At 72.8% G+C, this 26,787-nt stretch carries 24 protein-coding genes; 13 read left to right on the top strand and 11 right to left on the bottom strand.

The window, feature by feature from the left end; all coding sequences use genetic code 11:
* Positions 1-84 precede the first annotated feature (84 nt).
* Positions 85-948: an HAAS signaling domain-containing protein gene (locus RV983_RS20850; protein WP_475987272.1), complete on the top strand. Its 864-nt coding sequence runs from the start codon at positions 85-87 to the stop codon at positions 946-948.
* A gap of 21 nt (positions 949-969) precedes the next feature.
* Positions 970-1,587, top strand: coding sequence for an HAD family hydrolase (locus tag RV983_RS20855; protein ID WP_475987273.1), 618 nt, complete (start codon positions 970-972; stop codon positions 1,585-1,587).
* Here RV983_RS20855 and RV983_RS20860 read toward each other — a convergent pair.
* The gene (locus RV983_RS20860; protein ID WP_319662973.1) at positions 1,563-1,802 is read right to left on the bottom strand and encodes a hypothetical protein; all 240 of its coding nucleotides are present in this window, start codon (positions 1,800-1,802) and stop codon (positions 1,563-1,565) included. The two genes, RV983_RS20855 and RV983_RS20860, sit on opposite strands and share 25 nt — an antisense overlap.
* 187 nt (positions 1,803-1,989) lie before the next feature.
* On the opposite strand from RV983_RS20860, the gene RV983_RS20865 reads away from it, so the two are divergent.
* A complete protein-coding gene (locus RV983_RS20865; protein WP_475987274.1) occupies positions 1,990-2,373 on the top strand; it encodes a cold-shock protein in 384 nt (127 codons plus the stop codon).
* Between the two features lie 45 nt (positions 2,374-2,418).
* On the opposite strand, the gene RV983_RS20870 is transcribed toward RV983_RS20865, so the two are convergent.
* The 4 genes from RV983_RS20870 to RV983_RS20885 form a co-directional block, all read right to left on the bottom strand.
* The gene (locus tag RV983_RS20870; protein WP_475987275.1) at positions 2,419-3,279 is read right to left on the bottom strand and encodes a 1,4-dihydroxy-6-naphthoate synthase; all 861 of its coding nucleotides are present in this window, start codon (positions 3,277-3,279) and stop codon (positions 2,419-2,421) included.
* Entirely contained in the window at positions 3,276-3,977 is a 702-nt protein-coding gene (locus RV983_RS20875; RefSeq protein ID WP_475987276.1) for a futalosine hydrolase, read from the bottom strand. Before RV983_RS20875 ends, RV983_RS20870 begins: the two co-directional genes overlap by 4 nt.
* Before the next feature lie 14 nt (positions 3,978-3,991).
* Positions 3,992-4,462, bottom strand: coding sequence for a hypothetical protein (locus RV983_RS20880; RefSeq protein WP_475987277.1), 471 nt, complete (start codon positions 4,460-4,462; stop codon positions 3,992-3,994).
* A gap of 136 nt (positions 4,463-4,598) precedes the next feature.
* Positions 4,599-5,975, bottom strand: coding sequence for an MFS transporter (locus tag RV983_RS20885; RefSeq protein WP_475987278.1), 1,377 nt, complete (start codon positions 5,973-5,975; stop codon positions 4,599-4,601).
* A 212-nt stretch (positions 5,976-6,187) separates the two neighbouring features.
* Here RV983_RS20885 and RV983_RS20890 point away from each other — a divergent pair, with 212 nt between their 5' ends.
* Positions 6,188-7,090 (top strand): DUF3027 domain-containing protein, encoded by a 903-nt coding sequence (locus RV983_RS20890; RefSeq protein ID WP_475987279.1) that lies wholly within the window; start codon positions 6,188-6,190, stop codon positions 7,088-7,090.
* Between the two features lie 1,158 nt (positions 7,091-8,248).
* Here the strand turns inward: RV983_RS20890 and RV983_RS20895 are convergent.
* Positions 8,249-9,619 (bottom strand): cytochrome P450, encoded by a 1,371-nt coding sequence (locus tag RV983_RS20895; RefSeq protein ID WP_475987280.1) that lies wholly within the window; start codon positions 9,617-9,619, stop codon positions 8,249-8,251.
* A gap of 374 nt (positions 9,620-9,993) precedes the next feature.
* On the opposite strand from RV983_RS20895, the gene RV983_RS20900 reads away from it, so the two are divergent.
* The 6 genes from RV983_RS20900 (at position 9,994) to RV983_RS20925 (ending at position 16,330) form a co-directional block, all read left to right on the top strand.
* Complete coding sequence (locus tag RV983_RS20900) at positions 9,994-13,155, top strand: sacsin N-terminal ATP-binding-like domain-containing protein (protein ID WP_475990394.1); 3,162 nt, start codon at positions 9,994-9,996, stop codon at positions 13,153-13,155.
* 107 nt (positions 13,156-13,262) lie between these two features.
* The gene (locus RV983_RS20905; RefSeq protein WP_475987281.1) at positions 13,263-13,649 is read left to right on the top strand and encodes a hypothetical protein; all 387 of its coding nucleotides are present in this window, start codon (positions 13,263-13,265) and stop codon (positions 13,647-13,649) included.
* Positions 13,643-14,041, top strand: coding sequence for a hypothetical protein (locus RV983_RS20910; RefSeq protein WP_475987282.1), 399 nt, complete (start codon positions 13,643-13,645; stop codon positions 14,039-14,041). Before RV983_RS20905 ends, RV983_RS20910 begins: the two co-directional genes overlap by 7 nt.
* A gap of 114 nt (positions 14,042-14,155) precedes the next feature.
* Positions 14,156-15,004, top strand: coding sequence for a hypothetical protein (locus RV983_RS20915; protein ID WP_475987283.1), 849 nt, complete (start codon positions 14,156-14,158; stop codon positions 15,002-15,004).
* 167 nt (positions 15,005-15,171) lie between these two features.
* Positions 15,172-16,011 carry a calcium-binding protein gene (locus RV983_RS20920; RefSeq protein WP_475987284.1) on the top strand — a complete coding sequence of 280 codons (840 nt, stop codon included), beginning with the start codon at positions 15,172-15,174 and terminating at the stop codon, positions 16,009-16,011.
* A gap of 121 nt (positions 16,012-16,132) precedes the next feature.
* Positions 16,133-16,330 carry a hypothetical protein gene (locus RV983_RS20925; protein ID WP_475987285.1) on the top strand — a complete coding sequence of 66 codons (198 nt, stop codon included), beginning with the start codon at positions 16,133-16,135 and terminating at the stop codon, positions 16,328-16,330.
* A gap of 30 nt (positions 16,331-16,360) precedes the next feature.
* On the opposite strand, the gene RV983_RS20930 is transcribed toward RV983_RS20925, so the two are convergent.
* The gene (locus tag RV983_RS20930) at positions 16,361-18,754 is read right to left on the bottom strand and encodes an HAD-IC family P-type ATPase (protein WP_475987286.1); all 2,394 of its coding nucleotides are present in this window, start codon (positions 18,752-18,754) and stop codon (positions 16,361-16,363) included.
* Between the two features lie 102 nt (positions 18,755-18,856).
* Positions 18,857-19,201, bottom strand: coding sequence for a DUF2530 domain-containing protein (locus RV983_RS20935; RefSeq protein WP_475987287.1), 345 nt, complete (start codon positions 19,199-19,201; stop codon positions 18,857-18,859).
* Between the two features lie 177 nt (positions 19,202-19,378).
* Between RV983_RS20935 and RV983_RS20940 the strand changes: the two genes are divergently transcribed.
* Positions 19,379-20,839: an NCS2 family permease gene (locus tag RV983_RS20940; protein ID WP_475987288.1), complete on the top strand. Its 1,461-nt coding sequence runs from the start codon at positions 19,379-19,381 to the stop codon at positions 20,837-20,839.
* Here RV983_RS20940 and RV983_RS20945 read toward each other — a convergent pair.
* Complete coding sequence (locus RV983_RS20945) at positions 20,809-21,018, bottom strand: ribbon-helix-helix protein, CopG family (protein ID WP_360901066.1); 210 nt, start codon at positions 21,016-21,018, stop codon at positions 20,809-20,811. The genes RV983_RS20940 and RV983_RS20945 overlap by 31 nt on opposite strands.
* Before the next feature lie 197 nt (positions 21,019-21,215).
* On the opposite strand from RV983_RS20945, the gene RV983_RS20950 reads away from it, so the two are divergent.
* Positions 21,216-21,608, top strand: coding sequence for a MarR family winged helix-turn-helix transcriptional regulator (locus RV983_RS20950; protein WP_475990395.1), 393 nt, complete (start codon positions 21,216-21,218; stop codon positions 21,606-21,608).
* A 177-nt stretch (positions 21,609-21,785) separates the two neighbouring features.
* Positions 21,786-23,138, top strand: a complete 1,353-nt coding sequence (locus RV983_RS20955) for an MFS transporter (protein ID WP_475990396.1) — start codon at positions 21,786-21,788, stop codon at positions 23,136-23,138.
* 24 nt (positions 23,139-23,162) lie between these two features.
* On the opposite strand, the gene RV983_RS20960 is transcribed toward RV983_RS20955, so the two are convergent.
* Together RV983_RS20960 and RV983_RS20965 are read right to left on the bottom strand one after the other, a co-directional pair.
* A complete protein-coding gene (locus RV983_RS20960; protein WP_475987289.1) occupies positions 23,163-23,588 on the bottom strand; it encodes a hypothetical protein in 426 nt (141 codons plus the stop codon).
* A gap of 355 nt (positions 23,589-23,943) precedes the next feature.
* Positions 23,944-26,745 carry an FAD-binding and (Fe-S)-binding domain-containing protein gene (locus RV983_RS20965; protein WP_475987290.1) on the bottom strand — a complete coding sequence of 934 codons (2,802 nt, stop codon included), beginning with the start codon at positions 26,743-26,745 and terminating at the stop codon, positions 23,944-23,946.
* Between the last annotated feature and the right edge of the window lie 42 nt (positions 26,746-26,787).

Consider the following 26,787-nt stretch of genomic DNA (forward strand, 5'->3'; position numbering starts at 1 on the left):
GGCGGCGGGCCCGCCGCGGTCCGAGGGCGAACCCCGCTGACCGGGGCGGGTGTTGGGGCAGGGCGAGGCGGTAGTTTCGGGGGCATGGGTGCGGAGGGCGACCGGATGGTGCTGGATTACCTGAGCAGGGTGGGGGACCTGGCGCAGACGGCGCTGCCCGCCGATCGCCGGGCGGAGCTGGTGGCGCGGCTGCGGGAGGACATCGACCGGGAGCGCGGGCGGAGCGACGGTTCCGCGGCGGTGCGGCGGATCCTGAAGCGGCTGGGGTCGCCGGACGAGGTGGTGCGGGACGCCGCGGCGTTGCCGCATCAGCGCAGCGAGCCGAAGTCCGAGCCGAAGTCCGAGGCGGATTTCGAGGCGGCGCCGCGGCCCGCTGCGGAGCCGGACTGGTGGCGGCTGGCGGAGGCGCGGCAGCCGGCGCTGCGGCCGGTGGTGCCGGGGGACGAACTGGCCGGGCTGCCCGGGATGACGGGCGGGGTGACGATCCCGATGACGCCCCCCGAACCCGAAGCAGAGGCCGACGGGGAAGAAGGGCAGGAAGAGGCGCAGGAGGACCCCGGGCAGCCCGAGCGGACCCGGGCCCGGCCGAGGCGGCCGTGGCGGCCGTCGGCCGTGCTGGAGACGGCGGCCGCGCTGCTGCTGCTCGCCGGGGCGGTCCTCGGTTCCTGGATCGCCCTCCTCGCGGGGTGGGCGATCGCGTACTCCTCGCGGCGGCTGTCCCGCCGTGCGGCCCGCTTCGCCGCGCTCGGCCTGCCCGGGACGGTGGCGGCGGGGGCCCTGGTGTGGCTGTGGGGGCGGCTGGAGGGCCGTTGGGGCGAGCCCATCGCGCAGGGGCAGATGCGGGACGCGATCGGCGACGTCCTCCCCGTCGTTCTGCGTGTCGCGGCCGTGGCCTCGGCGCTGTTCCTGCTGTGGCGGGGACACCGGGCGGGCCGTTCGGGCCGGTAGCCGCTGGTTAAGGTGTCTGCTATGCCCATAACCGTCGGCTTCGACCTCGACATGACCCTGATCGACTCCCGTCCCGGCATCAAGGCCGCCTACGACCGCCTCTCCGCGGAGACCGGCGTCGCCATCGACTCCGCGCTCGCCGTGACCCGCCTCGGGCCGCCGCTGGACTGGGAGCTGGCCCAGTGGTTCCCCGCCGAGGACATCCCGGCGGTGGCCGACCGGTACCGCGCGCTCTACCCCGAGTACGCCATCGACCCCACCCCCGCCATGCCCGGTGCCCGGGAGGCCGTGGCCGCCGTGCGCGCGGCCGGTGGGCGGGTCGTCGTGGTCACCGCGAAGCACGGGCCCAACGCCCGGCTGCACCTGGACCACCTCGGCATCACCGTCGACGAACTGCGTGGCCGGCTGTGGGCCGAGGCGAAGGCGGAGGCGCTCACCGAGTACGGGGCGACCGTCTACGTCGGCGACCACGTCGGCGACGTCGTGGGAGCCCGTACGGCGGGTGCGCTGTCCGTGGCCGTCCCCACGGGGCCGGTCGGCGCGGACGAACTGCGCGCGGCCGGCGCGGACGTCGTCCTGGCCGATCTGACGGAGTTCCCCGCCTGGTTCGCCGGCTACGTCCCGGACGTCGTGGCCTGACGGCTCTGCGCCCGGGCCGACCGCAGCAGTCCGGCCAGCGCCAGCGCGAAGCCCACGCCCATCAGCATGGAGACCAGATAGGCGGCGGTCGGCAGCGGGTCCGAGCCGAGCAGCAGAGGTGCCACGGTGGCGAGTGTGGCCAGCGCTCCGACGGCGAAGACCACGCCGCCGACGCGCACCAGCACATCGCCCGGTTTCCGGGTTTCGTTACTCACCGCACCAGGGTAGATCGCGGGAGGAAGACGCAGCGCATCGGCCGGATGACGACCACCGGGGAGAGAAGCCGACGGCGTCTTGTCACACGCCCCGGGGCCATTAGCCTTGGGGGCAGCGGGTCTGCGAAGGGACCCGCTGTCTTGCTATCCAAGTGCTTTTCCTTCTACAGCGAGGACGAGGTCGGACGTGCCTACCGGCAAGGTGAAGTGGTTCAACAGCGAGAAGGGCTTCGGCTTCCTCTCCCGCGACGACGGCGGTGACGTCTTCGTCCACTCCTCCGTGCTGCCGGACGGGGTCGACGTGCTCAAGCCGGGCCAGCGCGTGGAGTTCGGGGTCGTCGCCGGGCAGCGCGGCGACCAGGCCCTCTCGGTGATCCTGCTCGATCCCGCGCCGTCCGTGGCCGCCGCCCAGCGCCGCAAGCCGGACGAACTGGCCCCGATCGTCCAGGATCTGACGACCCTGCTGGAGGACGTCGTCCGCTCGCTGCAGCGCGGCCGCTACCCGGACAAGGAGCACGGTCACAAGATCGCGTCCGTGCTGCGGGTCGTCGCCGACCAGCTCGACGTCTGAGCGACGCACGGGCCGGCCGGCCGATCTGCCGGCCGGCGACCGGCGTCAGAAGTCCAGCGCGCCGGGGCCGAGGGGCGGTACCAGTCCCTCGGCCGCCGCCCGGGTGAGCAGGCCGCGGATCGCCGCGTAGCCGTCCTCGCCGAGGGTCGAGGTGAACTCGTTGACGTACAGCCCGATGTGCTGGTCCGCCACCTTCGGGTCCATCTCCTGCGCGTGCTCCAGGACGTAGGAGCGGGAGGCGTCCGGGTCGTCCCAGGCCATGTGGACGGAGGTGTGGATCGCGTCGGCGAGTTCGCGCAGCCGGTCCTCGCCCAGCGAGCGCTTGGCGATGATCGCGCCCAGCGGGATCGGCAGGCCGGTGGTCCGCTCCCAGTGCTCGCCCATGTCGGCGAGCTTGTGCAGCCCGTAGTCCTGATAGGTGAAGCGTGCCTCGTGGATGACCAGGCCCGCGTCCACCCGGCCGTCGCGCACCGCCGGCATGATCTCGTGGAACGGCAGGACGACGATCTCGCCCACGCCGCCCGGTACTTCGGCCGCCGCCCAGAGCCGGAAGAGCAGGTAAGCCGTCGAGCGCTCGCTCGGCACCGCGACCGTACGCCCGCTGAGGTCGGCGCCCTTGCCCGAGCCCTCCCCGGCGGTCAGCACCAGCGGGCCGCAGCCCCGGCCGAGCGCGCCGCCGCCCGGCAGCAGCGCCCACTCGTCGAGGACGTACGGCAGCACGGCGTAGGACACCTTGAGCACGTCGAGTTCGCCGCGCTCGGCCATGCCGTTGGTGATGTCGATGTCCGCGAACGTCACGTCCACGTCCGGCGCGTCCGGCACGAGGCCGTGCGCCAGGGCGTGGAAGACGAACGTGTCATTGGGGCAGGGGGAGTAGGCGATGCGCAGCGCGGCGGATTCACTCATGTCGGTTCTCCAACGTCCAGCAGGTCCGGCTGCTTCCGGAGGAGCGTGAACGCCTCCGTGAGCGCGCCGAGCGCGTCGGGCACGCGCCAGGACGCGCGGTCGCGCGGCCCGACCGGATTGGCGACGGTGCGGATCTCCAGCACCGGCACGCGGTGCGCCATGGCCGCCTCGGCGACCCCGAAGCCCTCCATGGCCTCGCCCACCGCGCCGGGGTGCTGCTTGACCAGCTCGGCGGCCCGTTCGGCGGACCCGGTGACCGTGGAGACGGTCAGCAGCGGCCCGTACTCGGCGCCGAGTGCCTCCGCGACGCGCCGCGACAGTTCCGGCGGCGGCCGGTGGGCGGAGGTGCCGTACCCCAGCTCCGCGACCGGGATGAAGCCCTCCGGTCCCTCGGCGCCGAGGTCGGCCGCCACGATCGACTCGGCGACCAGGGTCGAACCGATCCGCGCGACGGGCTCGAAACCGCCGGCGATGCCGGCCGACACGACCAGGTCGTACGGGGCGCTGGCCAGCGCCGCCGCAGTCCCGGCGGCCGCGGCCGCCGGGCCCACGCCCGCGGCCAGCACCGTGGCCATCGGGGCACGCAGGGCCATCCGTCCGCCGGGCAGCGGGTGCTCGGCGGGACGACTGCTGAGGGCGCGTACGACCGCGTCCCGTTCCGCCGCTACGGCGGTGACGATCAGAAGGCGGGGAGTCATCCGCGGCGCGCCGATCAGTCCGCCATCTTCAGCTTGACCTGCCAGACACCCAGATACGCCTGGGTGCCGGACGTCTCGATGACGTTCAGCGTGACCTGCTGGGCGGTCTGCCCGGTCTGGGTGTCCGAGAACAGCGTCTCCGCGTCGAAGGAGCGGTAGGTCACGCCCTTCAGCAGGCCGGACTTGCCCGAGGTGCCGGTCGCCACGATCCAGCCCTTGTCGGCGATCGCCGGGTCGACGCCGACCCGCACCTTGTCGCCGGGGTGAACCGTGAGCGTCTTCTTCGGCGTGCCGCTGAGGCAGGCCAGGAAGACCTTCTCCGTCAGCTTGCCGCTATCGGCGTAGCAGTTGCCGGTTGCCTCGGTGGTCACGGTATCGCCGCCGACGGTCACGGTCGCCAGAGGCGTCGGCTTGTCGCAGGCGGAGAGGGCGATCAGCCCGAGGGACACGGCACCGAGGGCGGCGGCACGGCGGCGAATGCTCATGGGGGTGAGGCTACCGGGCGGGTGCGTCCACGCTGCGCGGGGGTCGGCCCGTGTCCCCGCCACCTCGGGTTTCCGTCGCCCGGCTGCCGCCCGTTTTCCCGCGGCACGGGGCCGCCGCGGGAAAACGCCGGGCCCTTTACACCGTCCGGGGGCGCGTCGCCCGGCCGCGCGAGGCGGAGACCAGGCCGCGTACGGAGAAGCAGAAGCCGACCGCGACCATGCAGGCGGCCACGGACATCCCGAGGGTGCCGTTGAGGGGGAGCACGATGCCGATGGCACCGCCGATCACCCACGCGAGTTGCAGCGCGGTCTCGGACCGGGCGAAGGCCGAGGTGCGTACCTCCTCGGGCACGTCGCGCTGGATCATCGCGTCCAGGGAGAGCTTGCTCAGCGCCTGGGCGACACCGGCCGCCGCCGCGACCAGCGCGATGGTCAGCACCCCGTACCGGGCCGCCGCGACACCCGTCGCCGTCAGCGCGCCGATCAGCGCGAACATGATGATCCGCTCAGGACCGCGGTCCTTCAGCCACGAGCCCAGGGCGGTGCCGAAGGCGTTGCCCACGCCCGCGCAGACGGCGGCGACGCCCAGCGAGACCGGGCCGGACAGGCCGCCCAGCGGGTGGTCGCGCAGCAGGAAGGCGAGGAAGAGCGTCAGGAAGCCGGACAGCGCGCGCAGCGCCGCGTTCGCCTGAAGGGCGTGCAGCACGGGACCGCCGACGCTGCCCAGTCCGGGCCGCCGCTCCTTGCCCAGGGCGGGCCCGCCGGCCGTGGCCGCCGCGCCGGCCGTGAGTTCCGCGCGCGCTTCGCCCTTGGCGGAATCCACCTTGTGCGGGAGCGAGAAGGACAGCAGCGTGCCGCAGGCGAAGACCACGAAGGCCCCGTACAGCGGCGCGCCCGGCCCCAGCAGGTGCAGCAGACCGCCGATGGGCGCGGCGGCGGCCGTGGCCAGCAGCCCGGCCAGCGTCACCCGCGAGTTCGCTTTCACCAGCGTCGTACGGGCGGGCAGCAGGCGCGGCACGACCGCGCTGCGCACCACTCCGTAGGCCTTCGAGGCGACCAGCACCCCCAGCGCGGCCGGATACAGCTCCAGTCCCGCCGTCGCCACCACGCTCGCCATCGTCCAGGCCAGGATGGCCCGCACGAGCATCGACACCGCCATCGCCGCGCGCCGCCCGTGCGGCACCCGGTCCAGCAGCGGGCCGATGACCGGCGCGAGGAGGGCGAACGGCGCCATCGTCACCAGCAGGTAGAGCGCGACCCGCCCGCGGGCCTCGCCCGTCGGCACCGAGAAAAAAATCGTGCTGGCGAGCGCGACCGTGATCAACATGTCACCCGCGCTGTTCACCGCGTGCAACTCGATCAGCTTCGCCAGGCCCGACTCGCCCGCGCCTCCGGCGTGGGTGTGACGCCGGACGCGGCGCACCACGGCGCCCGACGTACGCTGCGTGGCACGCGCGACAGCGGTCCCCGCCCTGCGGACCGGACCGGGGCCGGACGTCACTGTGCGTGCCACGCTCGCCAGTCTGCCCTACCGGGCGGCTTTCCGAACGGGGTGCGCACCGATAGCGTGCGATCGCGCAGAATGGAGTCAACAGGTGCGCCCGAGTTCGTTCGGGCCGGCAGCGTTGAAGCGGTCCTCGGGTCCGCTCCGCCACCGCCCGCGCGATCCTCGGCGGCGTACGCGTGAAACGGCGTAGGAGAGAATCGATTCTTGTGAGTGCTGCGATGCGAAGCCGTACACCTGACCGCGTGTGCGCCGAGGCGGTCGACGTCGCCTTCGGGGCGGCCGTCAAGGCCTTCGGTCCCGAGGCGGTGGGCGAGCACCTCGGAGCGGTGGCCGAGGGCGAGCGTGTCGTCACCCACCTCTTCGACTGCCGCGAGGCGGGCTACCGGGGCTGGCGGTGGGCGGTCACCCTCACCCGCGCCTCCCGGGCGAAGGCCGTCACGCTCGACGAGACCGTGCTGCTGCCCGGCCCGGACGCCGTCCTCGCGCCCGAATGGGTGCCATGGAGCGAGCGCCTGCGCCCGGGCGACCTCGGCCCCGGCGACCTCCTGCCCACCGACCAGGAGGACCTGCGCCTGGAGGTCGGCTTCTCCGGCGAGGACGCCCCGCCGCCGAACTCCCCCATCTCCGAGGAGATGGCCGAGCTCGTCGAGGCCGAGGACGCCGACGTCTCCGCCGGCCCGCCGGCCCAGCTGCCGATGGCGCCCACCTTCGGGACGATCGCCGCGGTCGCCGAGGAGATCGGCATGGGCCGCCCGCGCGTGCTCTCCCGCTACGGGCTGCACGTCGCCGCGGACCGCTGGGAGGACGAGTACGGCCCCAAGGCCCCCATGGCCCAGTCCGCCCCCGCCCAGTGCGTCTCCTGCGGCTTCCTCGTCCCCCTCGCGGGGTCCCTCCGGCAGGCCTTCGGCGTGTGCGCCAACGAGTTCGCGCCCGCCGACGGCCGCGTCGTCTCCCTCGCGTACGGCTGCGGCGCCCACTCCGAAGCCGCGATCATGCCCAAGACGCCGCGGCCCGCGCCGCCCGTCCTGGACGAGACCGCGGTCGAGCCGATGCCTCTCCACCCCGACCGTCAGGGGTCCGTCGAGGACACGACTCCCCAGGAGGAGCTGGGCCACAGCTAGGCGCTGCGCTTCGCTGTACCGGGTCTTTTCCCCGCCCGCCCGCCCTCCCGGGTGCCCTGTGAAGTCAGTGACCCCGGCGCCCGTTTACGTGGGTGCCGGGTTCGGGGCCTCCGGGGCTGGCCATTCTGGACAGCACATTTAGGTGCCTCAGGCGCCTTGTGCTGCGTACTCCGGGTTGTGCACCCAAATATGCTCCAGTGTCCAGAACGCCCACCCCTACGACCCCGCCCCCTCGGTGAGTTGTCGCGCCTGATCCCCGGTGGGGGGTGTTGAGCCGGTCCGGGGTGGTCGCGGTTGCCTGGATGCGGCCTTGCGGTGGGGGTCGGGGCGTGCAGCCGGCTGTGAGCCCATGGGGTTGCCGTCCCCTTCCGCCGTGTGTGCGGCGCCGGTGGGGGGTGTAGGGCCGCTCCGGGGTGGCCGCGGCTGCCTGGACGCGGCCTCGCAGCCGGCTGTGAGGCCATGGGGTTGCCCGGTGCCCCCTTCCGCGGTGTGTGCGGCGACGGACGCCCGATGGGGGGGTATGGAGCCGGTCCGGGGTGGTCGCGGCTGCCTGGATGCGGCCTTGCGGTGGGGGTCGGGGCGTGCAGCCGGCTGTGAGCCCATGGGGTTGCCGTCCCCTTCCGCCGTGTGTGCGGCGCCGGTGGGGGGTGTAGGGCCGCTCCGGGGTGGTCGCGGCTGCCTGGATGCGGCCCCGCGGCCGACCGTGAGCCCTCGGTGGGGGTACAGGGGGCGGTTGTGGCTCGTGTCATCGTCGGTGCAGCGCAGTCGGGTTGCGGGAATGATCACCCAGCGGCGCCGGGCTGCGGTGTGGCGGCCCCACTGTGCGGGCTGCGGTCGTCGGCCTGCGGAGTGGACGGGGTCCGGTCTGTCGAGGGGCTCCCGCGCCGTTGGCGCTGCGCCAACGGCGGCCCCAGGCACGGCGCCGCCCCCCCCCGGGGGATCAGGCGCGAACACAACGGAGGGGGCGGGGGTGTTGGGGGCACCCCCGGCCGAAGGTTGGGGGAGGGTGGGCGTTCTGGACACTGGAGCATATTTGGGTGCACAACCCCGGTGCGCAATGTGAAGGCCCTGAGGCACCTAAATGTGCTGTCCAGAATGGCCAGCCCCGGAGGCCCCGAACCCGGCACCCACCTGAACGCGCGTCGGGGCGCCCTGACTTCACAGGGCTGGGGGCACCCCCGGCCGAAGGTCGGGGGAGGGCGGGCGGGCGGGCGGGGAAAAAAACCCGGCACCGCGAAGCGCACCCCGCAGGCGCAAGCCGACCGTTGCGAGACCTTCGAACGTGGTGACCCGGTAACCGGGTCCCGGTCCGGGCGGCTCGCTCACCCGGTACCGACGGGCGGTCTGCGCGGTCAGGAGCGTCAGCATGGCCATGGCGAGTGCGGCCCCCTCACAGCCGTGCGGCCCGGTGCCGAAGGAGAGGAAGGCCCCGGGTTTCGCCGGTGAGCTCCCGTCGTCGAGCCAGCGCTCTGGCAGGAACCGGTCCGGCTCGGTGTATTCCCGTGCGTCGCGATGGGCGGTGTAGGGGCAGACGAGAACGGTGGACCCGGCGTCGATGGTGTAGCCGTCGAGCTGGGTCTCCCGGGGGGCGCGCCGGGTCAGCAGCCAGCTCGGGGGGTGCAGCCGGAGCACCTCGCGCACCAGTGCCTGGGTGTAGTGCAGGCCTTCGAGGTGGGTGCTGGTCGTCGCGGCCGGGTCCGCGGGCAGCAGGGCGGCCTCGGCCGCGACGTGGTCCGCCGCCTCGGGGTGCCGCGCCAGGTGGAGGAGGATCCATCCGGCTGCCCGTGAAGGTGTCTCGAAGGTGGCGACGACGATTCCCGGGAGGGTGTCGAGGACGGCCTCTTCCGGCAGGAGACCGTAGCGGGAGGAGGGCCGGAGCATCTGTCCCAGCATGTCGTCACCGAGCCGGCCCGACGCACGGCGCCGGGCGACGATGAGCGCCAGAGCGTCGGTGAAGGCGATTTGCTGCCGTGTGCGGAACCGCCGTGCCGGTGTGGGGATCCAGGGCGGCCATGCCCAGCGCGAGGGGCGTACGAGCATCTCCCGGGCCAGGAAGAGCTGTGCGGCCAGGGGCAGCAGTGCGGGAGCGTCGTCGGAGAAGAGGTAGCTCACGCCGATCTCCGCCAGGGCGTGCCGGACCGGGGGCAGGATCTCGATGTCCTGGCCGGGGGGCCACTGGTCGACGAATCGAGCGGTCCCGGGCGCGATCTCACCTATCCGGGCCGCGACCGCCTGTGGGCGCAGTCCGCGCATGCGGGCCACGTGGGCGCGCGCACGTTCCTCCGGGGTCGGCGCCCCGCTCGACCGCTTCAACGGCGGGAAGAGGGGCGAGGGCGCCTTGGGGAAATCCTGTGCGCGGCGCAGCACTGCTTCGCACGGCCCGGCCGCGGCGGCTACGTAGACACCTGGCTCCAACTGCCAGACGTCCCCGCACTCGTCGGCGCCACGCCGCGCCACCGACAGCCGGTCGCGGTTCCAGGTGGCGAAGCCGCCTTGGGACAACCGCGGCGGCTGGTTCGTTCGGTGCATGAGATCCAGGCCGGCGGGGCCCTGGGGCGCCCGCCGGTGGTGGGGGGTCAGACCGAGTCGTCGCCGGCGTACGCGTCCCATTCGTGGGCGCCGTACGCACCGTAGCGGCGGGTGAAGGACAGCTTTCCGAGCAGCTTTGCGATCATGATGGACTCCTCTCGCCTGTCTTCAGCAGGTCCCACGTCTCCCATGCTGCCACTTGTGCTCTCTGTGCGGATATGTCGAATCGGGGCATTGGTTCGGCATCCGGAGCGGTCGTCTCCCGAGACCCCGGCCCCGGCCGTACCGGGCCCTCGGGAGGGTGGAGGGGAAAGGCGGTAGCGTCAGGGCCACAGGCATCCGTGAGGGGAAGAGGCGACGTGAGCGGGACCGCGATGGACCGGGGCGCAGATCCGTTCGGGACGGGGCGGCTGCGGCGGGCGGTGCTGGACGCGTGGGCGGCGTCGCCCGCCCGGTTCCGTGAGGACGCCAACGCGGAGGAGGACCTCGCGCTCGGCGGCTACCGGGACCGCCTCGTCGTGGAGCTGGCCCAGAACGCCGCGGACGCCGCGATCCGCGCCGGGGTGCCGGGCCGTCTGCGGCTCACCCTCCGGGAGGGCGTGCTCGCCGCCGCCAACACCGGCGCCCATCTCGACGCCACCGGCGTGGAGTCCCTGTCGACGCTGCGCGCCAGCGCCAAGCGCGAGGCCGGTGACGCCACCGCGGTCGTGGGACGGTTCGGCGTCGGCTTCTCCGCCGTGCTCGCGGTCTCCGACGAGCCCGCGATCCTCAGCCGCACCGGCGGCGTGCGCTGGTCGCTGGCCGAGGCCCGCGACCTGGCGAACGAGACGGGCGGCGGGTCCCCCGGGCTCACCGACGAGCTGCGCCGCCGCGACGGCCACGTACCGGTGCTCCGGCTGCCGCTGCCCGCCGAGGGCACCGCGCCGGAGGGCTACGACACCGTCGTGGTGCTGCCGCTGCGCGACGGCGCCGCCGCCGACCTGGCCGGCCGCCTGCTCGCCTCGATCGACGACGCGCTGCTGCTGACCCTCCCCGGCCTCACCGAGGTCGTGGTGGAGACGCCGGAGGGCGTGCGCACGCTGACCCGCCGCACGGACGACGGCCTCACCGTGATCGAGGACAGCGCGAGCGGCACGACCCGCTGGCGCACCGTGACCGACGCCGGCGACCTGGAACCGGCGCTGCTGGCCGACCGGCCGGTCGAGGAACGGCTGCGCCCGGTCTGGTCGGTGACGTGGGCCGTGCCCGTCGGTGCGGAGGGCGAGCCGGAGCGCCCGCGCACCGCGCCGTTCGTGCACGCACCGACGCCCACGGACGAGCCGCTGGGCCTGCCCGCTCTGCTGATCGCCTCGCTTCCGCTGGACCCGACCCGGCGGCACGCCGCGCCGGGCCCGCTGACCGCCTTCCTGGTGGGCCGGGCCGCCGAGGCGTTCGTGCGGCTGCTCGGCGACTGGCGGCCGGTCGGCCCGGGCATCGTTGACCTCGTGCCCGGCCCGCTCGGCAAGGGCGAACTGGACGCGGAGCTGCGCCGCCGTGTGCTGGAACTGCTGCCCCGTACCGCCTTTCTGCCGCGCGCGGCGGACGTGCCCGCGAGCCCCGACGAGGAGGACGCCCTGCCGGCCGCGCTGCGCCCGATGGAGGCGGAGGTCGTGGAGGGCGCGGGGGCGGAGACCGTCCGCGTCCTGGCCGAGGTCTTCCCGACGTTGCTGCCTCCCGGCCTGGAGCGCCGTCCCGAGCTGCGCGTGCTCGGCGTGGCGCGGTTGCCGCTGGGCGACGCCATCGACCGTCTCGGCGGAGTGGAGCGCCCCGCGCCCTGGTGGCGGCGGCTCTACGACTCGCTGGCGGGTACCGACCCGGACCGTCTCAGCGGTCTGCCGGTGCCACTGGCGGGTGGCCGCACGGTCGTCGGCCCGCGCCAAGTGCTGCTGCCGCTGCCCGAGATGGACAGCGTGTACGGCGACGGTGACCAGGCGGCGGCCGGCACCGCCCTGCCCGCGGCCTCCGAACTGGCCCGGCTGGGCCTGAAGGTGGCCGATCCGGACGCCGCGCACCCGCTGCTGGAGAAGCTCGGCGCCGTCCCGGCGACCCCCCGCGCCGTCCTGACGACCCCTCAGGTCCGGGCGGCGGTGGCCGGCTCCCTGGAGGCCGGCGAGGTCTGGGACGAGGACGCCCTCGATCCCGAGGAACTGGCCGAGGTCGTTCTCGGTCTCGTCCGCGCCGCGAACCTCGCCCCCGGCGACGAGCCGTGGCTGGCGGCCCTCGCCCTCACCGACGACGAGGGCGAACTCGCCCCCGCCGGCGAGCTCGTGCTGCCCGGCAGCCCCTTCGAGCGGGTCATCCGGGAGGGTGAACTCGGGGCTGTGGACGAGGACCTCGCCTCCCGCTGGGGTGAGCAGCCGCTGACCGCGGTCGGCGTGCTGGCCACCTTCGCCCTGGTCCGCGCCACCGACGTGGTGCTCGACCCGGACGAGCTGGAGCCCCGGGAGAGCGACTGGGCCGAGCCGGACGACGCGGGCCTGCTCGACTCGGTCGACGTGTGGTGCGAAGACGTCCTCGACCAGCTGCCCGACACCGATGTGCCGCCGGTCGCCACCGAGATCGTCGCCGTCCGCGACCTCGACCTCGTCGACGACGACGCCTGGCCGCAGGCGCTCGCCATGCTCTCCGTGCCGCCCCTGCGCGACGCGATCACCCAGCCGGTGCGGGTGCTCCTGCCCGACGGCACGACGGAGTCCGTGAGCCCGTACACCGCCTGGTGGCTGCGGGACCACCCCGTGCTCGACGGGCGGCGCCCGGTCGGCCTGCGCGCCGCGGGCAGCGACCAGCTGCTCGCCGGGCTGTACGACGAGGCCGAGGCCGGTGCCGTGGACGACCAGGTGCTGCGCGCCCTCGGTGTGCGCACCTCCGCCGCCGCCCTGCTGGACGAACCGGGCGGCGCAGCCGAACTGCTCACCCGGCTCGTCGACCCGCGCCGCGCCGTCACCCCGGCCCAGCTGCACCGCCTCTATTCGGAGCTGGCCGCCCTCGACCCCGAGCAGGTGACGCTGCCCGACGACCTGCGCGCCGTCATCGACAGCCGGTACCCGGAGATCGTCGAGGCCTCCGACGCCCTTGTCGCCGACGCCCCCGACCTGCTGCCGCTCGCCGCGGGGCGCCCTCTGCTGCCTGTGCCGCCCATGCGCGCCGCCGCCCTCGCCGAACTTTTCCAGGTGCGCCGGCTCAGCGAGGCGTTCGCCGCCCCCGTCGTCTCCGAGGGCGAGCCCCACGACGTCGCCGAAGCGGTGCGCGAGCTCCTGCCCGGCGCGCCCCTCACGTACATCGAGCACGGGGAACTTCTCGTCGAGGGCCCCGACGGCGCCCGCGTGGAGCTCGACTGGCGCTGGATCGACGGCACCCTGCACGCCTCCACCCTGGAGGGCGTCGCCGCCGGCCTGTCCTGGGCGGCCGGCGCCTGGCAGCGCCGCTTCGAGGTCGCCGCGCTGCTGGAGGACGCGTCCCGCGCGGAGGAGCTGGCCCGCGACCGCTGGTTTGACTGATCCTTTGTCAGTGCATTCCCTCCGCTAAATCGCACGTGTATACACTGCGATCGCCATTCTCGGCTCTCACCTGGGGCTAGGCCCCTCGTTCCACAGTGTGGGGACTCATGCGTATACGAACTGCCGCTGTCGTGCTGGGCACGGCTGTGGCTCTCTCGGCCCTCGCTGTACCGGCGGCCAGCGCCGATACGGCCAAACCGGCCACGATCGGCAAGGTCGTCATCAACGGCGGCAAGCCCGTCGTCCTGGGGACAACCACCCAGACCTTCACCGCCTCGCTCACGGCGAGCGACGACTCCGGGATCAATCTCGCGGGTGTCGCTTATCTGCACCGCGGCACGAGCGCCGAACTCGACTCCCCGGACGACGACCCGGTGTGCAAGACCGTGAACAGCACGACCTCCACGTGCACCGTGACGTTCAAGGTCAACGCGAAGAGCAACATCGGCGACAGCAACGCGGCCCCGGCACCTGGTCCGCCTTCGGTGTGGTGATCCCGAACGACTTCGACGAGAACACCGGCGACGGTGTCGTCACCAAGGACAACGTCGGCACCACCAAGGTGCTGCGTGCCGCCAAGCTCACCGCCAACGCCACCCCGGAGCCGGTCAAGAAGGGTGCGACCATCACGGTCACCGGTGCCCTGACCCGCGCCGACTGGAAGACGGCCAAGTACGTCGGCTATGGCACCCAGTCCGTGGCCCTGCAGTTCCGCAAGGCGGGCACGACGAACTACGTGAACGTCAAGGGCATCAAGTCGAGCAGCACGGGTTCGCTGAAGACCACGGTCAAGGCGGCCCAGGACGGTTACTACCGCTTCGCGTACACCGGCTCCGCCACCACCGGCGCGGTCTCCGCCACCGGCGACTACGTCGACGTCAAGTAGCAGTCGGCACACTGAACAACACGTGCGGCCGGACCCCGGGAACGGGGTCCGGCCGCACGTGTGTGCGTCACATGAACGCGGCGGGAATCCCATCCACATGGGGGAGTCATACCTATGCGTATGCGCACCGTCGTCGCGGCCGTCAGCGGCGCCGCCATGCTCTCCGCCCTCGCCCTTCCGGCCGTCGCCCAGGCCGACGTGCGGACGAGCGGCCGGACCATCACCGGCTCCACGCCGAAGTCCCAGGTCCGGGCTCTGGACGAGGTGGGCGAGGACGTCATCTCGCGCGGAGTCGTCAACGGCGGCAAGGACATCGTCCTCGGCACCACGACCAAGACCTCGGTCGGCATCACCTACACCGTCACGAGCCCGAACGGTTTCGCGGGCTCCTGGGTCGCCTTGTGGCAGGGCACCGCGGTCACCGAGACGGGCATCAAGGGCGAGCTCGACGCGCCCTCGGACTCGGTCTGCAGCGCCACCTCCACCGCGACCGTCTACACCTGCAAGGCCACCCTCCCGATCGACGCCTACAAGGACCTGTACAAGAACGGCGCGGCCGGCACCTGGAAGCTGATCGCCTTCACGTTCGGCTCCGACGGCGTCGCCAAGGCCTACAACGACACGGCCGACACCATCAAGATCAAGCACATCGCGAAGGTGACGGTGAACGCCACCCCGGAGCCGGTGAAGAAGGGCAAGACCATCACGGTCACCGGCGCCCTGACCGTGGCGAACTGGGAGACGCACAAGTACGCGGGCTACGGCAAGCAGAAGGTCGCGCTCCAGTTCCGCAAGGCGGGCACGACCAACTACGTGAACGTCAAGGGCATCACCTCGAGCAGCACGGGTTCGCTGAAGACCACGGTCAAGGCGGCCCAGGACGGCTACTACCGCTTCAACTTCGCGGGTTCGCCCACCGCCGGCCCCGCCGCCGTCGCCGGCGACTACATCGACGTCAAGTAGCCCTCCACACGCGCGGTTGGCCCCTGAGGCGGGGCCGGCCGCGCGCATGTACGTCACAAGAATAAGTTTCCGAACCATGCGTATCGCGCGTACGATGCCTTCACAATTCACGATTCCCGCCGGGGGGAGACGCGGCGGGGGTCACCTTCACATGGGGGCTCATACACATGCGCATTCGCGCCACAGTGGCAGCCGTTTCGGGCGCCCTGGCTCTTTCCGCCCTGGCCGTGCCGGCCGCGCACGCCGACGGCAAGGCCCACGGTTTCTCTCTCCCGTCCTTCGCCAAGTCCTTCGCCAAGGGGACGGCCACCCCGGCTGACGACTCGGAGGGTGACACCACCATCTCCAGCGTCGTCGTCAACGCCGGCAAGCCCGTCGTGCTCGGCACGACCAGCAAGCTGACCGTCAAGGTCACGCTGACCGCCAAGGACCCGGCGGGCATCTACGACGCCGACGCGCTGCTGTACCACGGCTCCTACCCCGACACGGTCGACGGCGCGGCCGAGTCCACCAAGACGTGCGGCCTGCAGAACGTCGCGTCGTACACGTGCACGCTGAGCTACACCTTCACGTCCAAGGACACCGTCTACAAGAACGCCCTGGCGGGCACCTGGAAGGTCGCCGCGTACGCGGTGGGCCAGGACGGCGACTTCGTCGAGAAGGACGCGATCAAGACCTTCAAGGTGCTGCGCACCTCGAAGGTGACGGTCAACGCCACGCCGGAGCCGGTGAAGAAGGGCGGGACGATCACCATCGCCGGTGCCCTGACCGTCGCCAACTGGGACACCCTGAAGTACGGCGGCTACGCCAAGCAGAAGGTCGCGCTCCAGTTCCGCAAGGCGGGCACGACGAACTACGTGAACGTCAAGGGCATCACGTCCACCAGCACGGGCTCGCTGAAGACCACGGTCAAGGCGGCCCAGGACGGCTACTACCGCTTCAGCTTCGTCGGTTCGCCGACCGCTGCCGCGGCTGCCGTCGCCGGCGACTACGTCGACGTGAAGTAACCACCGCACCACGCACCACGACAGCCGGACTCCTGCATCGCGGGGTCCGGCTGTCGCGTGTGCGGCAGGCCCGCGAGGGGCGCCTGACATCAACGGCGGGTGCTGCCGTGCGGCAGATCCGGTGACGATGTCGAAGGTCGCCCTGCAGTTCCGCAAGGCGGGTACGGCGCATGACGTGAACGTGAAGGGCATCACGTCCAGCAGGGCGGGCTCGCTGAGGACCACGGTCAAGGCGGCCCAGGACGGTTACTACCGCTTCGCCGGTTCGCCGACCGGAGCCCCCGTCGCCGGTGCCGGCGACTACGTCGACGTCAAGTGACCGGGTGACAAGGGTGTTCCGGTGGACGCCTCAGGCGTCCGTCCGGGACACCCGGCGCCACACCACTTCCAGGACCGCCGACGCCGCGACCGCCACGGCGACGGCGGTCCACGGGCCCTGGGTGCCGGCGAGTCGGAGGGCGAAGAAGTCCTGGAGCCAGGGGACGACCAGGACGACGAGGAAGCCCGCCCCCATGGCGAGGACCAGGACGACCCGCCACCAGGTGTAGGGGCGGGCGACGATGGCCAGCACCCACATGGCGATCAGGAAGAGCGTCAGCGTGGCCGCGCTGGTCTCGGCGTCGAGGGCGTCCGCCCCCTGGTAGTGGTGGCGGGCGAGCATGTACGTCACAAAGGTGGCGGCGCCCGCGATCACCCCGGCGGGCAGCGAGTAGCGCATCACCCGCCGCACGAACTGCGGCTTGGCCCGCTCCGTGTTGGGGGCCAGGGCCAGGAAGAAGGCGGGGACGCCGATGGTCAGGGTGGACAGCAGCGTCAGGTGCCGGGGCAGGAACGGGTACGGCGCGTGCCAGATGACCACCAGCAGGGCGAGCAGCACCGAGTACACCGTCTTGGTGAGGAACAGCGTCGCGACGCGGGTGATGTTGCCGATGACGCGGCGGCCCTCGGCGACGACCGAGGGCAGGGTCGCGAAGCTGTTGTTCAGCAGCACGATCTGCGCGACGGCCCGGGTGGCCTCGGACCCGGACCCCATGGCGACGCCGATGTCGGCGTCCTTGAGCGCGAGCACGTCGTTGACCCCGTCGCCGGTCATCGCGACGTTGTGGCCGCGTGACTGGAGCGCCGCGACCATGTCCCGCTTCTGCTGCGGCGTGACGCGCCCGAAGACGGTGCCGCGGTCGAGGACGGCCGCCATCTCGCCGCGGTCGGCCGGCAGCCGGCGGGCGTCCACCGGGGCATGGGCGCCGGGCAGGCCGAGCTTGCCGGCGACCGCGCCGACCGAGACCGCGTTGTCGCCCGAGATGACCTTGGCCTGCACCTGCTGCTCGGCGAAGTAGCTCAGCGTCTCCCCCGCGTCGGGACGCAGCCGCTGCTCCAGCACGACGAGCGCGGCCGGGGTGACCGAGGCGGTGACCGCGGGGTCGGCCAGCCCCTTGCGGGCGCGGGCGAGCAGCAGGACGCGCAGCCCCTGGGCGTTGAGGTCGTCGATCTCGGCGAGGGCGCGGTCGCCGCCGGGGAGCAGCACGTCGGGGGCGCCGAGGAGCCAGGTGCTGCTGTCGCCGTCGGGTTCGGTGAAGGCGGCGCCGCTGTACTTGCGGGCGGAGGAGAAGGGCAGCGCCTCCGTCACGTGCCAGCCGTCGCCCGGGGCGGGGAAGGACTCGGCGACGGCGGCGAGCGTGGGGTTGGGCCGTGGGTCCGAGGCGCTGACCGCGCCGAGCACCTGCCGCACGTAGGGCTCGGGGAGGCCGTCCAGCATGCGCAGCGCGGAGACGTCCATACCGCCCTCGGTGAGCGTGCCGGTCTTGTCCAGGCACACCACGTCGACCCGGGCGAGCCCCTCGATCGCGGGCAGTTCCTGCACCAGGCACTGCTGGCGGCCCAGCCGGACCACCCCGATCGCGAAGGCCACCGAGGTCAGCAGCACCAGTCCCTCGGGCACCATCGGCACGATGCCGCCGACCATGCGGCGGACGGCCTCGCGCCAGTCGCCGTCCTCCAGCACCAGCTGGCTGACGATGAGGCCGATCGCGGTCGGCACCATCATCCAGGTCACGTACTTGAGGATCCGGCTGATGCCGCTGCGCAGTTCGGAGTGGACGAGGGTGAAGCGGCTGGCCTCCTCGGCCAGTTGCGCGGCGTAGGCCTCGCGGCCGACCTTGGTGGCGGTGAAGGCGCCGCCGCCGGCGACGACGAAGCTGCCGGACATCACCGGATCACCGGGGTGTTTGACCACCGGGTCGGCCTCCCCGGTGAGCAGGGACTCGTCGACCTCCAGGTTCTCGGCCTCGGTGACCTCGCCGTCGACCACCACCTTGTCGCCGGGCCCGAGCTCCACCAGATCGCCGAGGACGATCCCGGAGGTGGGGACGCGCGTCGCGACACCGTCCCTGCGGACGACCGGTCTGGCCTCACCGATGACGGCGAGCCCGTCCAGGGTCTTCTTGGCACGCCATTCCTGGAAGATCCCGATGCCGGTGTTGGCGATGATCACGAAGCCGAACAGCCCGTCCTGGACAGGGCCGACCACCAGGATGATCAGGAAGAGCACGCCGATGATGGCGTTGAAGCGGGTGAAGATGTTCGACCGCACGATTTCGGCCAGTGAGCGCGAGGACGTCACGGGGACGTCGTTCACCTCGCCTCGTGCCACCCGCTCCGCGACCTCGGCACCCGTCAGCCCCCGCAGTGCCGGCGGCACGGCACCCGCGGTGTGCCGCGCCTCTGCCCCCATGCGGTCCGTCATGAGTTCGACGGTACGTGCGGATCGCCGTGGACGCGTCGCGGGGTGGTGCGTCTGCGGGGCGTCTCCGGGATGCCGGGGCGGGCGTACGCCCTGAGGCGGAGGTCAGGCGTGCTCGGCGTGCTCCGGCTCGCCGGCCTGCTCGGCGGCCCGGGAGCGGGCGATCGCGTCCCGGCGGGCACGGACGTACCAGAGGCCGATCAGGCCGAGGCCGCCGCCGGCCAGGCAGGTCCAGATGATCCAGGCGTGCCCGTGGTCGGCGTACCAGCCGTAGAAGGGCAGCTGCAGGACGAAGAGCGCGAACCAGATGACGGTGCCGACGGTGACGGTCGCCACGTCGTTGGCCTCCAACGCCGCCGGTGCCTCACGCAACGCCGTGCCCTTGGCCGGAGGGGCCGTGCCGTCTGTGCCCGCGGTGTGTCGGGGGGTGCCGGGCTCGCTGCTGCTCATACCGCACAGCCTACTCATGCCCGCCAGGGGGTCTACGCGCGGAGATAGCGTTTGTTCCGCTCATATGTTCATACTGAAACCATCCGTTTCTGGCCGGATTTATTCGTAGGAACATCCAAGCGAGCTGCTCCACCGCTCCCCCCCCACGTCCGCCGCTCCCCCCACGCAAGGACCCGCATGTCCCCGTCGACCACCGCCAAGGTCGTGCCCAGCTCTCCACCCCCGCCCCCGGCGGCCGCCCGCGGCGCGCTCGACCGGTTCTTCCGGATCTCCGAGCGGGGGTCCTCGATCCCCCGCGAGATCCGCGGCGGACTGGCCACCTTCTTCGCGATGGCCTACATCATCGTCCTGAACCCGATCATCCTCAGTTCGGGCGTGGACAAGTACGGCCACCACCTCGACAACGGCCAGCTCGTCACGGCCACCGTCCTGACCGCCGCGTTCACCACGCTGCTGATGGGTGTCATCGGCAATGTGCCGATCGCGCTCGCGGCCGGCCTCGGCGTGAACACCATCGTCGCGCTGCAGCTCGCGCCGCGGATGAGCTGGCCTGACGCGATGGGCATGGTCGTCCTCGCGGGTCTGGCGATCATGGTGCTGGTCGCCACCGGACTGCGGGAGCGGGTCATGAGCGCGGTCCCGCTGGGGCTGCGCAAGGCGATCGCCATCGGCATCGGCCTGTTCATCGTGCTGATCGGCCTGGTCGACTCCGGGTTCGTGTCCCGCATCCCGGACGTCGCGCACACCACCGTGCCGTTGCAGCTCGGCGGGAACGGGCACCTGCTCGGCTGGCCGGTACTGATCTTCATCCTCGGTGTGCTGGTCACACTGGCGCTGCTCGCCCGCAAGGTCCCCGGCGCGATCCTCATCAGCATCGTGGGGATGACGGTGCTCGCGCTGATCGTGGACGCGGTCGCGAACATCAAGCCGGGCGCGTGGGGCCTGACCGTGCCGCACTGGCCGGGCAACCCCGTCTCGACCCCCGACTTCGGGCTGTTCGGCAAGGTGAGCCTGTTCGGCGGCTTCGGCGAGGTCGGCATCGTCACCGGCCTGCTCTTCGTCTTCACCGTGCTGCTGAGCTGCTTCTTCGACGCGATGGGCACCATCCTCGGCGTGAGCGACGAGGCGCACCTGCTGGACGAGAAGGGCGACCTGCCCGGGATGAGCAAGGTGCTGATGGTCGACGGCATCGGGACCGCCGCCGGCGGTCTCACGTCCTGCTCGGCCAACACCTGCTACGCGGAGTCCACCGCCGGCGCCGGAGAGGGCGCGCGCACCGGGCTCGCGTCGGTCGTCACCGGTCTGCTCTTCGTGGTGGCGCTGTTCCTCACCCCGCTGGCCACCATGGTCCCGGCCCAGGCGGCGACCCCCGCGTTGGTGGCGGTGGGCTTCCTGATCATGGCGGGCGCCGTCCGGGACATCGACTGGAGCGATGTCACGATCGCCGTCCCGGCGTTCCTGACGATGCTGCTGATGCCCTTCACCTACTCGATCACCAACGGCATCGGCATCGGTTTCATCACCTTCTGCCTGCTGCGGCTGGCGACGGGGCGTGGCCGTGAGGTGCCGGTGGCCCTGTACGGGGTGGCGGGTGTCTTCGTCTTCTACTACCTGATGCCGGCGCTGGGGCTGGCGTAGCCGTCCGCGTAGAACTGCTCGGTCTCGTCGACGGAGGCCTTGAGCCGTTCGTCGAAGTCGTCGCGAATGAGCGTCCGGACTATGTAGTCCTGGACGCTCATTCCGCGTTTCGCGGCGTGAGCCTGGAGACGGTCCAGCAGGTCCCCGTCTATGCGCATGCTGAGCACTCTCGAAGCCATGGGGTCAGGGTCCGCGCCCATCGGTCGTGCGTGCGTCGATTTCGGGGCGGAACTCACCCGGATGGGTGAGTTCGCTCACGAATGCGTTTGGCCGGGACGCCCGTTTTCTTTAGCGTGGGTAATGAGCTAGCCTAAGTAACGTGAGTGAACTGTCCGAGGACGACCGCACAGCGGTGAACACGCTGCGCGGAGCCGTGATGCGGCTGTCCCGTCGTCTGCGCCATCAGAGAGTCGACGAGACGCTGAGCCCAACGGAGATGGCGGTGCTGGCCACCCTGGCCCGCTGCGGCTCCGCCACACCCGGCGAGCTGGCCCGCAAGGAGCACGTCCAGCCGCCGTCGATGACCCGCATCGTCGCCATGCTCGAGTCCAAGGGCCTGGTCCACCGGGACCCCCACCCGGACGACCGCCGCCAGGTCGTCGTCCGGCAGAGCGAGGCCGCCGAGGCGATGCTCGAGGAGAGCCGGGCCAAAAGGAACGCCTTCCTTGCGCAGCTCATCGAAGGGCTGGACGACGACGAGCGCGCCCTGCTCAGGGCCGCGGCCCCCGTCCTGGAGAAGCTCGCTCACTCCGACATCAGCCCTCGATGAGGAGGCGAAACCCGATTGAGTTCGGCAGCCGCATCTGACGCCGCACCCGAACCGAACACCCCCGGCCCCGCGCCCGCCGGTACCGCGCCCGCCGGTACCGTGTCGCCGGCCCCGGCGTCCGGACCGGGCGGCTCTGCGGACCTCACTGGCCCGGTCGATGCCGCCGACCCCGCCGACCTGGCGAGCCCGGCGGGCGCCGACACCGCCGCGGGCGCCGCCGAGGCGTCCCGCGTCACCGGCCCGGCGGCCACCTCGCGAGGGGGCACCTTCAGTTCGCTGCGCAACCGCAACTACCGGCTCTTCGCCTCGGGCGCGCTGATCTCCAACACCGGCACGTGGATGTCCCGCATCGCGCAGGACTGGCTCGTACTGAGCCTGACCGGCTCCTCCTTCGCGGTGGGCATCACCACCGCGCTGCAGTTCCTGCCGATGCTGCTGTTCGGGCTGTACGGCGGCGTGATCGCGGACCGCTACCCCAAGCGCCGGATCCTGCTGGCCACCCAGGTGGCCATGGGCGCGCTCGGCCTGCTGCTGGCGGCGCTCACGCTGTCCGGGGCGGTGCAGGTGTGGCACGTCTACGCGATCGCCTTCGGCATGGGCATGGTCACCGTGGTCGACAACCCGACGCGGCAGGCCTTCGTGGTGGAGATGGTCGGCCCTGCCGACGTGCGCAACGCCGTCTCGCTGAACTCCGCGAACTTCCAGAGCGCCCGGCTCATCGGTCCCGCCGTCGCCGGCGTGCTGATCACCGCCGTCGGCAGCGGATGGGCCTTCCTCTTCAACGGACTGTCCTTCCTGGCGCCGCTCACCGGGCTGCTGCTGATGCGCGAGTGCGACCTGTACGCCGTGCCCACCGCCCCGCGCGGCAAGGGCCAGCTGCGCGAGGGCCTGCGCTACGTGGCCGGACGGCCCGAGCTGATCTGGCCCATCGTGCTGGTCGGTTTCATCGGCACCTTCGCGTACAACTTCCCGATCTGGCTGACCGCCTTCGCCGATCACGTCTTCCACGGCGACGCGGGCATGTACGGCCTGTTCAACTCCGTACTGGCCGTCGGCTCCGTCATCGGCGCACTGCTGGCCGCCCGGCGCGGCAGCACACGGCTGCGGCTTCTGGTGGGGGCCGCGTTCGGCTTCGGCGTGCTGGAGATGGCGGCGGCGCTGGCGCCGACGTACTGGGTGTTCCTGGTCCTCATGCTGCCGATCGGCATGTTCGGGCTGACCTTCAACACCACCGCCAATGCCAGCGTGCAGCTCGCGACGGACCCTGCCATGCGCGGTCGCGTCATGAGCCTGTTCATGATGGTCTTCGTCGGCGGCACCCCGGTCGGCGGCCCGCTCGTCGGGTGGGTGACCGACCAGTACGGCGCCAGGACCGGCTTCCTGGCCGGCGGCCTGGTCGCGGCGCTGGCGTCCGTCTCCGTGGGGCTGTTCCTGGCCCGGCTGGGCGGGCTCCGGCTCAAGATCGACCTGCACCGCGGCAAGGACCACAAGCTGATCGAGCTCGTCCCGAGGGAGTCGGTGGCCGCCTGAGCGCGGCGCCGGCCCGGGCGGGGATCAGGCCGCCACCAGGGGCCGGCGCCGACTGCGGAACTGCCGCATCAGCTCGGCCCACACCAGTAGCCCCGTGACCGGGGCGGCGGCGGCGAACAGCAGGTGCACGTAGTCCTCGCCCAGGCTCGAGGACGCCCACAGGCTCCACGCCGGCGCGGCCCCCACACCCACGGCGGTCAGGAACCACGAGGGCAGCTCGCGGCGCTCGTCGACGATGGCCGCCGCCCCGCCGAGGCCGCCACCGATCGCCAGGCCCGTGACCAGCACCGCCCGGGTCCGGTCCGGCGCCCCGATGACGTCCTGCAGGACGGGCGTCGTGTGCAGCTGGCGGTAGGTGATCAGCAGGCTCGCGACGTAGACCGTCGCCGGCGTTCCCAGGCTGAGCACTCTGACGAGCTGACCGAGCACACCGCGCTCTCCTCCGGACATGACGTTTCCCCCCCACAGTCTGAACTCGGCCGAAATGGCCGGTAATCGGGGTCTACGGAATGCCGTAAACCGGACGTACGGCACAGGGGGCAGCGGAAATCGGGCCGGGAGGGTCCCCCCGGGGGCCGTCAGGACGCGCCCGATCCGGCGTCGTGGCGCGCGGGGCCTCGAAGACCTCCGCCTCGACCAGCAGGAGCGCAGCTGCACCCTTGACGCGGAGCCGGGGGAGCCGGCTATCGGTCGGTGGACGGCCCGCACCCCTTCGGGGAGCCGCTGCCCTGCCCGAGCCGTTCGGACGGGAGCTGGACACCGCGGAGTTCAGGCTCCACTCGCCCCCCGCCCCGCTACCGCCCCGTCACAGCCCGTCGGCCAGCAGCTCCGCCAGGTGCCGGGCGGGTACGCCCGCGAGCTGGGCGATCTGGGTGCGGCAGGAGAAGCCGTCGGCGAGGACGGCGGTGCCGGGGCGGGCCGCGCGCAGCGCGGGGAGGAGCTGCTCCTCGGCGCAGGCGACGGAGACGTCGTAATGGCCGCGCTCGAAGCCGAAGTTGCCCGCGAGGCCGCAGCAGCCGGCGGAGAGCTCCCCGGTGAGGCCGGCGCGGGCGCGCAACCGGCGGTCGGCGGCGTCGCCGCCGACGGCGTGCTGGTGGCAGTGCGTCTGACCGGCGACGGGCGCGCCGAGCCGGGGCGGGGTCCAGCCGGGGGCGAACTCCTCCAGGGCTTCGGCGAAGGTGCGCACCGAGCCGGCCAGCGCGCGGGCCTCGCCGGTGCCCAGGAGTTCGGGCAGGTCGGTGCGGAGCGCGGCCGCACAGCTGGGCTCCAGGACCACCACCGGCAGCCCGGCGTCGAGGACCGGCCGCAACCGGTCCACGGTGCGCCGCATGACGGTGCGGGCCTGGTCCAGCTGTCCGGTGGTGACCCAGGTCAGGCCGCAGCAGACGGCCCGCGGGGGGAGCACCGGCCGCAGCCCCGCGGCTTCCAGGACGCGTACCGCGGCCCGGCCGACTTCGGGGGACAGCCGGTCGGTGAAGGTGTCGGGCCACAGGACGAGGTCGCCCGGGACCGGCGGGCCCGGCGGCCGGTGCGTCCGCCGCCACCAGCGGGTGAAGGACTCCTCCGCCAGTCGTGGCAGCGCCCGTTGCGGAGCGATGCCGGCCGCCCGCCGGGCCAGCGCCGCCACCGGGCGGACCCGGGCCAGCGTGTTGAGCGCGCCCGCGAAGGGGCCGGCCGCGCGCAGCCACACCGGCAGCCGGCCCATCGCGTAGTGGGCGGCGGGCCGCAGGCGCCGCCGGTAGTGGTGGTGCAGGAACTCGGCCTTGTACGTGGCCATGTCGACGCCCACCGGGCAGTCGGTGCGGCAGCCCTTGCAGGACAGGCACAGGTCGAGTGCGTCCAGGACCTCGGGCGAGCGCCAGCCGTCCGTGACGACCTCGCCCGCCAGCATCTCGTGCAGCAGGCGGGCCCGGCCCCGTGTGGAGTGCCGTTCCTCACCCGTCGCGCGGAACGAGGGGCACATCACGCCCGCGTCCTGCGGCGCCGCCGCCTCACGGCATTTGGCGACGCCGACGCAGCGGCGTACGGCCGCCGCGAAGTCCCCGCCGTCGTGCGGATACCCGAAGGCCACCTCGACGGGCTCCCTGGGCAGCACGGCGAACCGCAGGCCGGTGTCCAGCGGTTCGGGCCGCACGAGCATGCCGGGGTTGAGCCCGCCCGCCGGGTCGAGAAGGTCCTTGAACCGGCCGAACAGGCCGACCAGTTCGGGCCCGTACATGCGCGGCAGCAGTTCCGCGCGCGCCTTGCCGTCGCCGTGCTCCCCGGACAGCGAGCCGCCGTGCGCCACCACGAGATCGGCCACGTCCTGTGAGAAGCGGCGGAACCGCGCCACGCCCGCGTCCCGCACCAGGTCGAAGTCGATGCGCACGTGGATGCAGCCGTCGCCGAAATGCCCGTACGGGGCGCCGCGCAGCCCGTGTCCGGCCAGCAGGGCGCGGAAGTCGCGCAGATAGGCGCCCAGCCGGGCGGGCGGGACGGCGCAGTCCTCCCATCCGGGCCACGCCTCGGTGCTCCCGCCGGATCCCGCCGGGGAACGGTCCGGAATACGCGTCGCCGTGCCGGCCGCGTCCTCCCGCAGCCGCCACAAGGCGCGCTGCGCGGCGGGATCGGTGATCACGACGGAACCGGTGGTGCCGTCGGCGTCCGCGAGCCGGCGCAGCGCGTTCGCCTCCCCGACGCCCGGCATCTCCACGAAGAGCCAGGCCGCGCCCTCGGGCAGCAGCTCGGTACGGCTCCTCGTGGCGCTGTCCACCAGATCGGCGGCCATGCCCTCGACCGTGAGGGGCCCGTACGGCAGGAGCGCGGGAGCCGCGTCGGCCGCGGCGCCCTCGTCCGGGTACCCCAGGACGGCCAGCACCCGCACGGGCGGCGCGGGCACCAGCCGTACCTCCGCCTCCGTGACCACCGCGAGCGTGCCCTCGCTGCCGGTCAGGGCGCGCGCCAGGTCCCGGCCCCGCTCGGGCAGCAGCGCGTCCAGGGCGTAACCGGAGATGCGGCGGGGCAGGTCCTGCGGGTAGCCGGTGCGCAGCAGCGCCAGATGCGTGTCGGTGAAGGCCCGCACGTCCGCCCGGAGCGGGTCGCGGGTGCGCAGCTGGTCGCCGCCGTAGGTGAGCGCCTCCAGGCCGCGCACATTGTCCGCCGTGGTGCCCCAGGCCACCGAGTGCGCGCCGCAGGCGTTGTTGCCGATCATGCCGCCGAGGGTGCAGCGGCCGTGCGTGGACGGGTCGGGGCCGAACGTCAGCCCGTGGGCCGCGGCTTCCCGCCGCAGGTCGTCCAGGACGACGCCGGGCTGCACCCGGGCCGTCAACGCGTGCGGGTCCAGTGACACGATCCGGTGCATGTGCCGGGTGAAGTCCAGGACGACCCCCGTCCCCGTCGCCTGCCCCGCGATCGACGTGCCGCCGCCGCGCGGGACCACCGGCACGCCGTGCTCGCGGCACACCGCGAGCGCCGCCGCCACGTCCTCCGCGTCACGCGGCGCCACCACGGCCACCGGGACGCGCCGGTAGTTGGACGCGTCCATCGTGGTCAGCGCCCTGCTCTGGGCGTCGAACGCGACCTCGCCCCGTACGGCCCGCTCCAGCGCCCGGCGCAGATCCTCCGTCATGTCCCCAGCCTGCCCCACCCCGGCGCATGTCTCACCGCGTGG

The sequence above is a fragment of the Streptomyces sp. RLA123 genome (genome assembly GCF_056270165.1).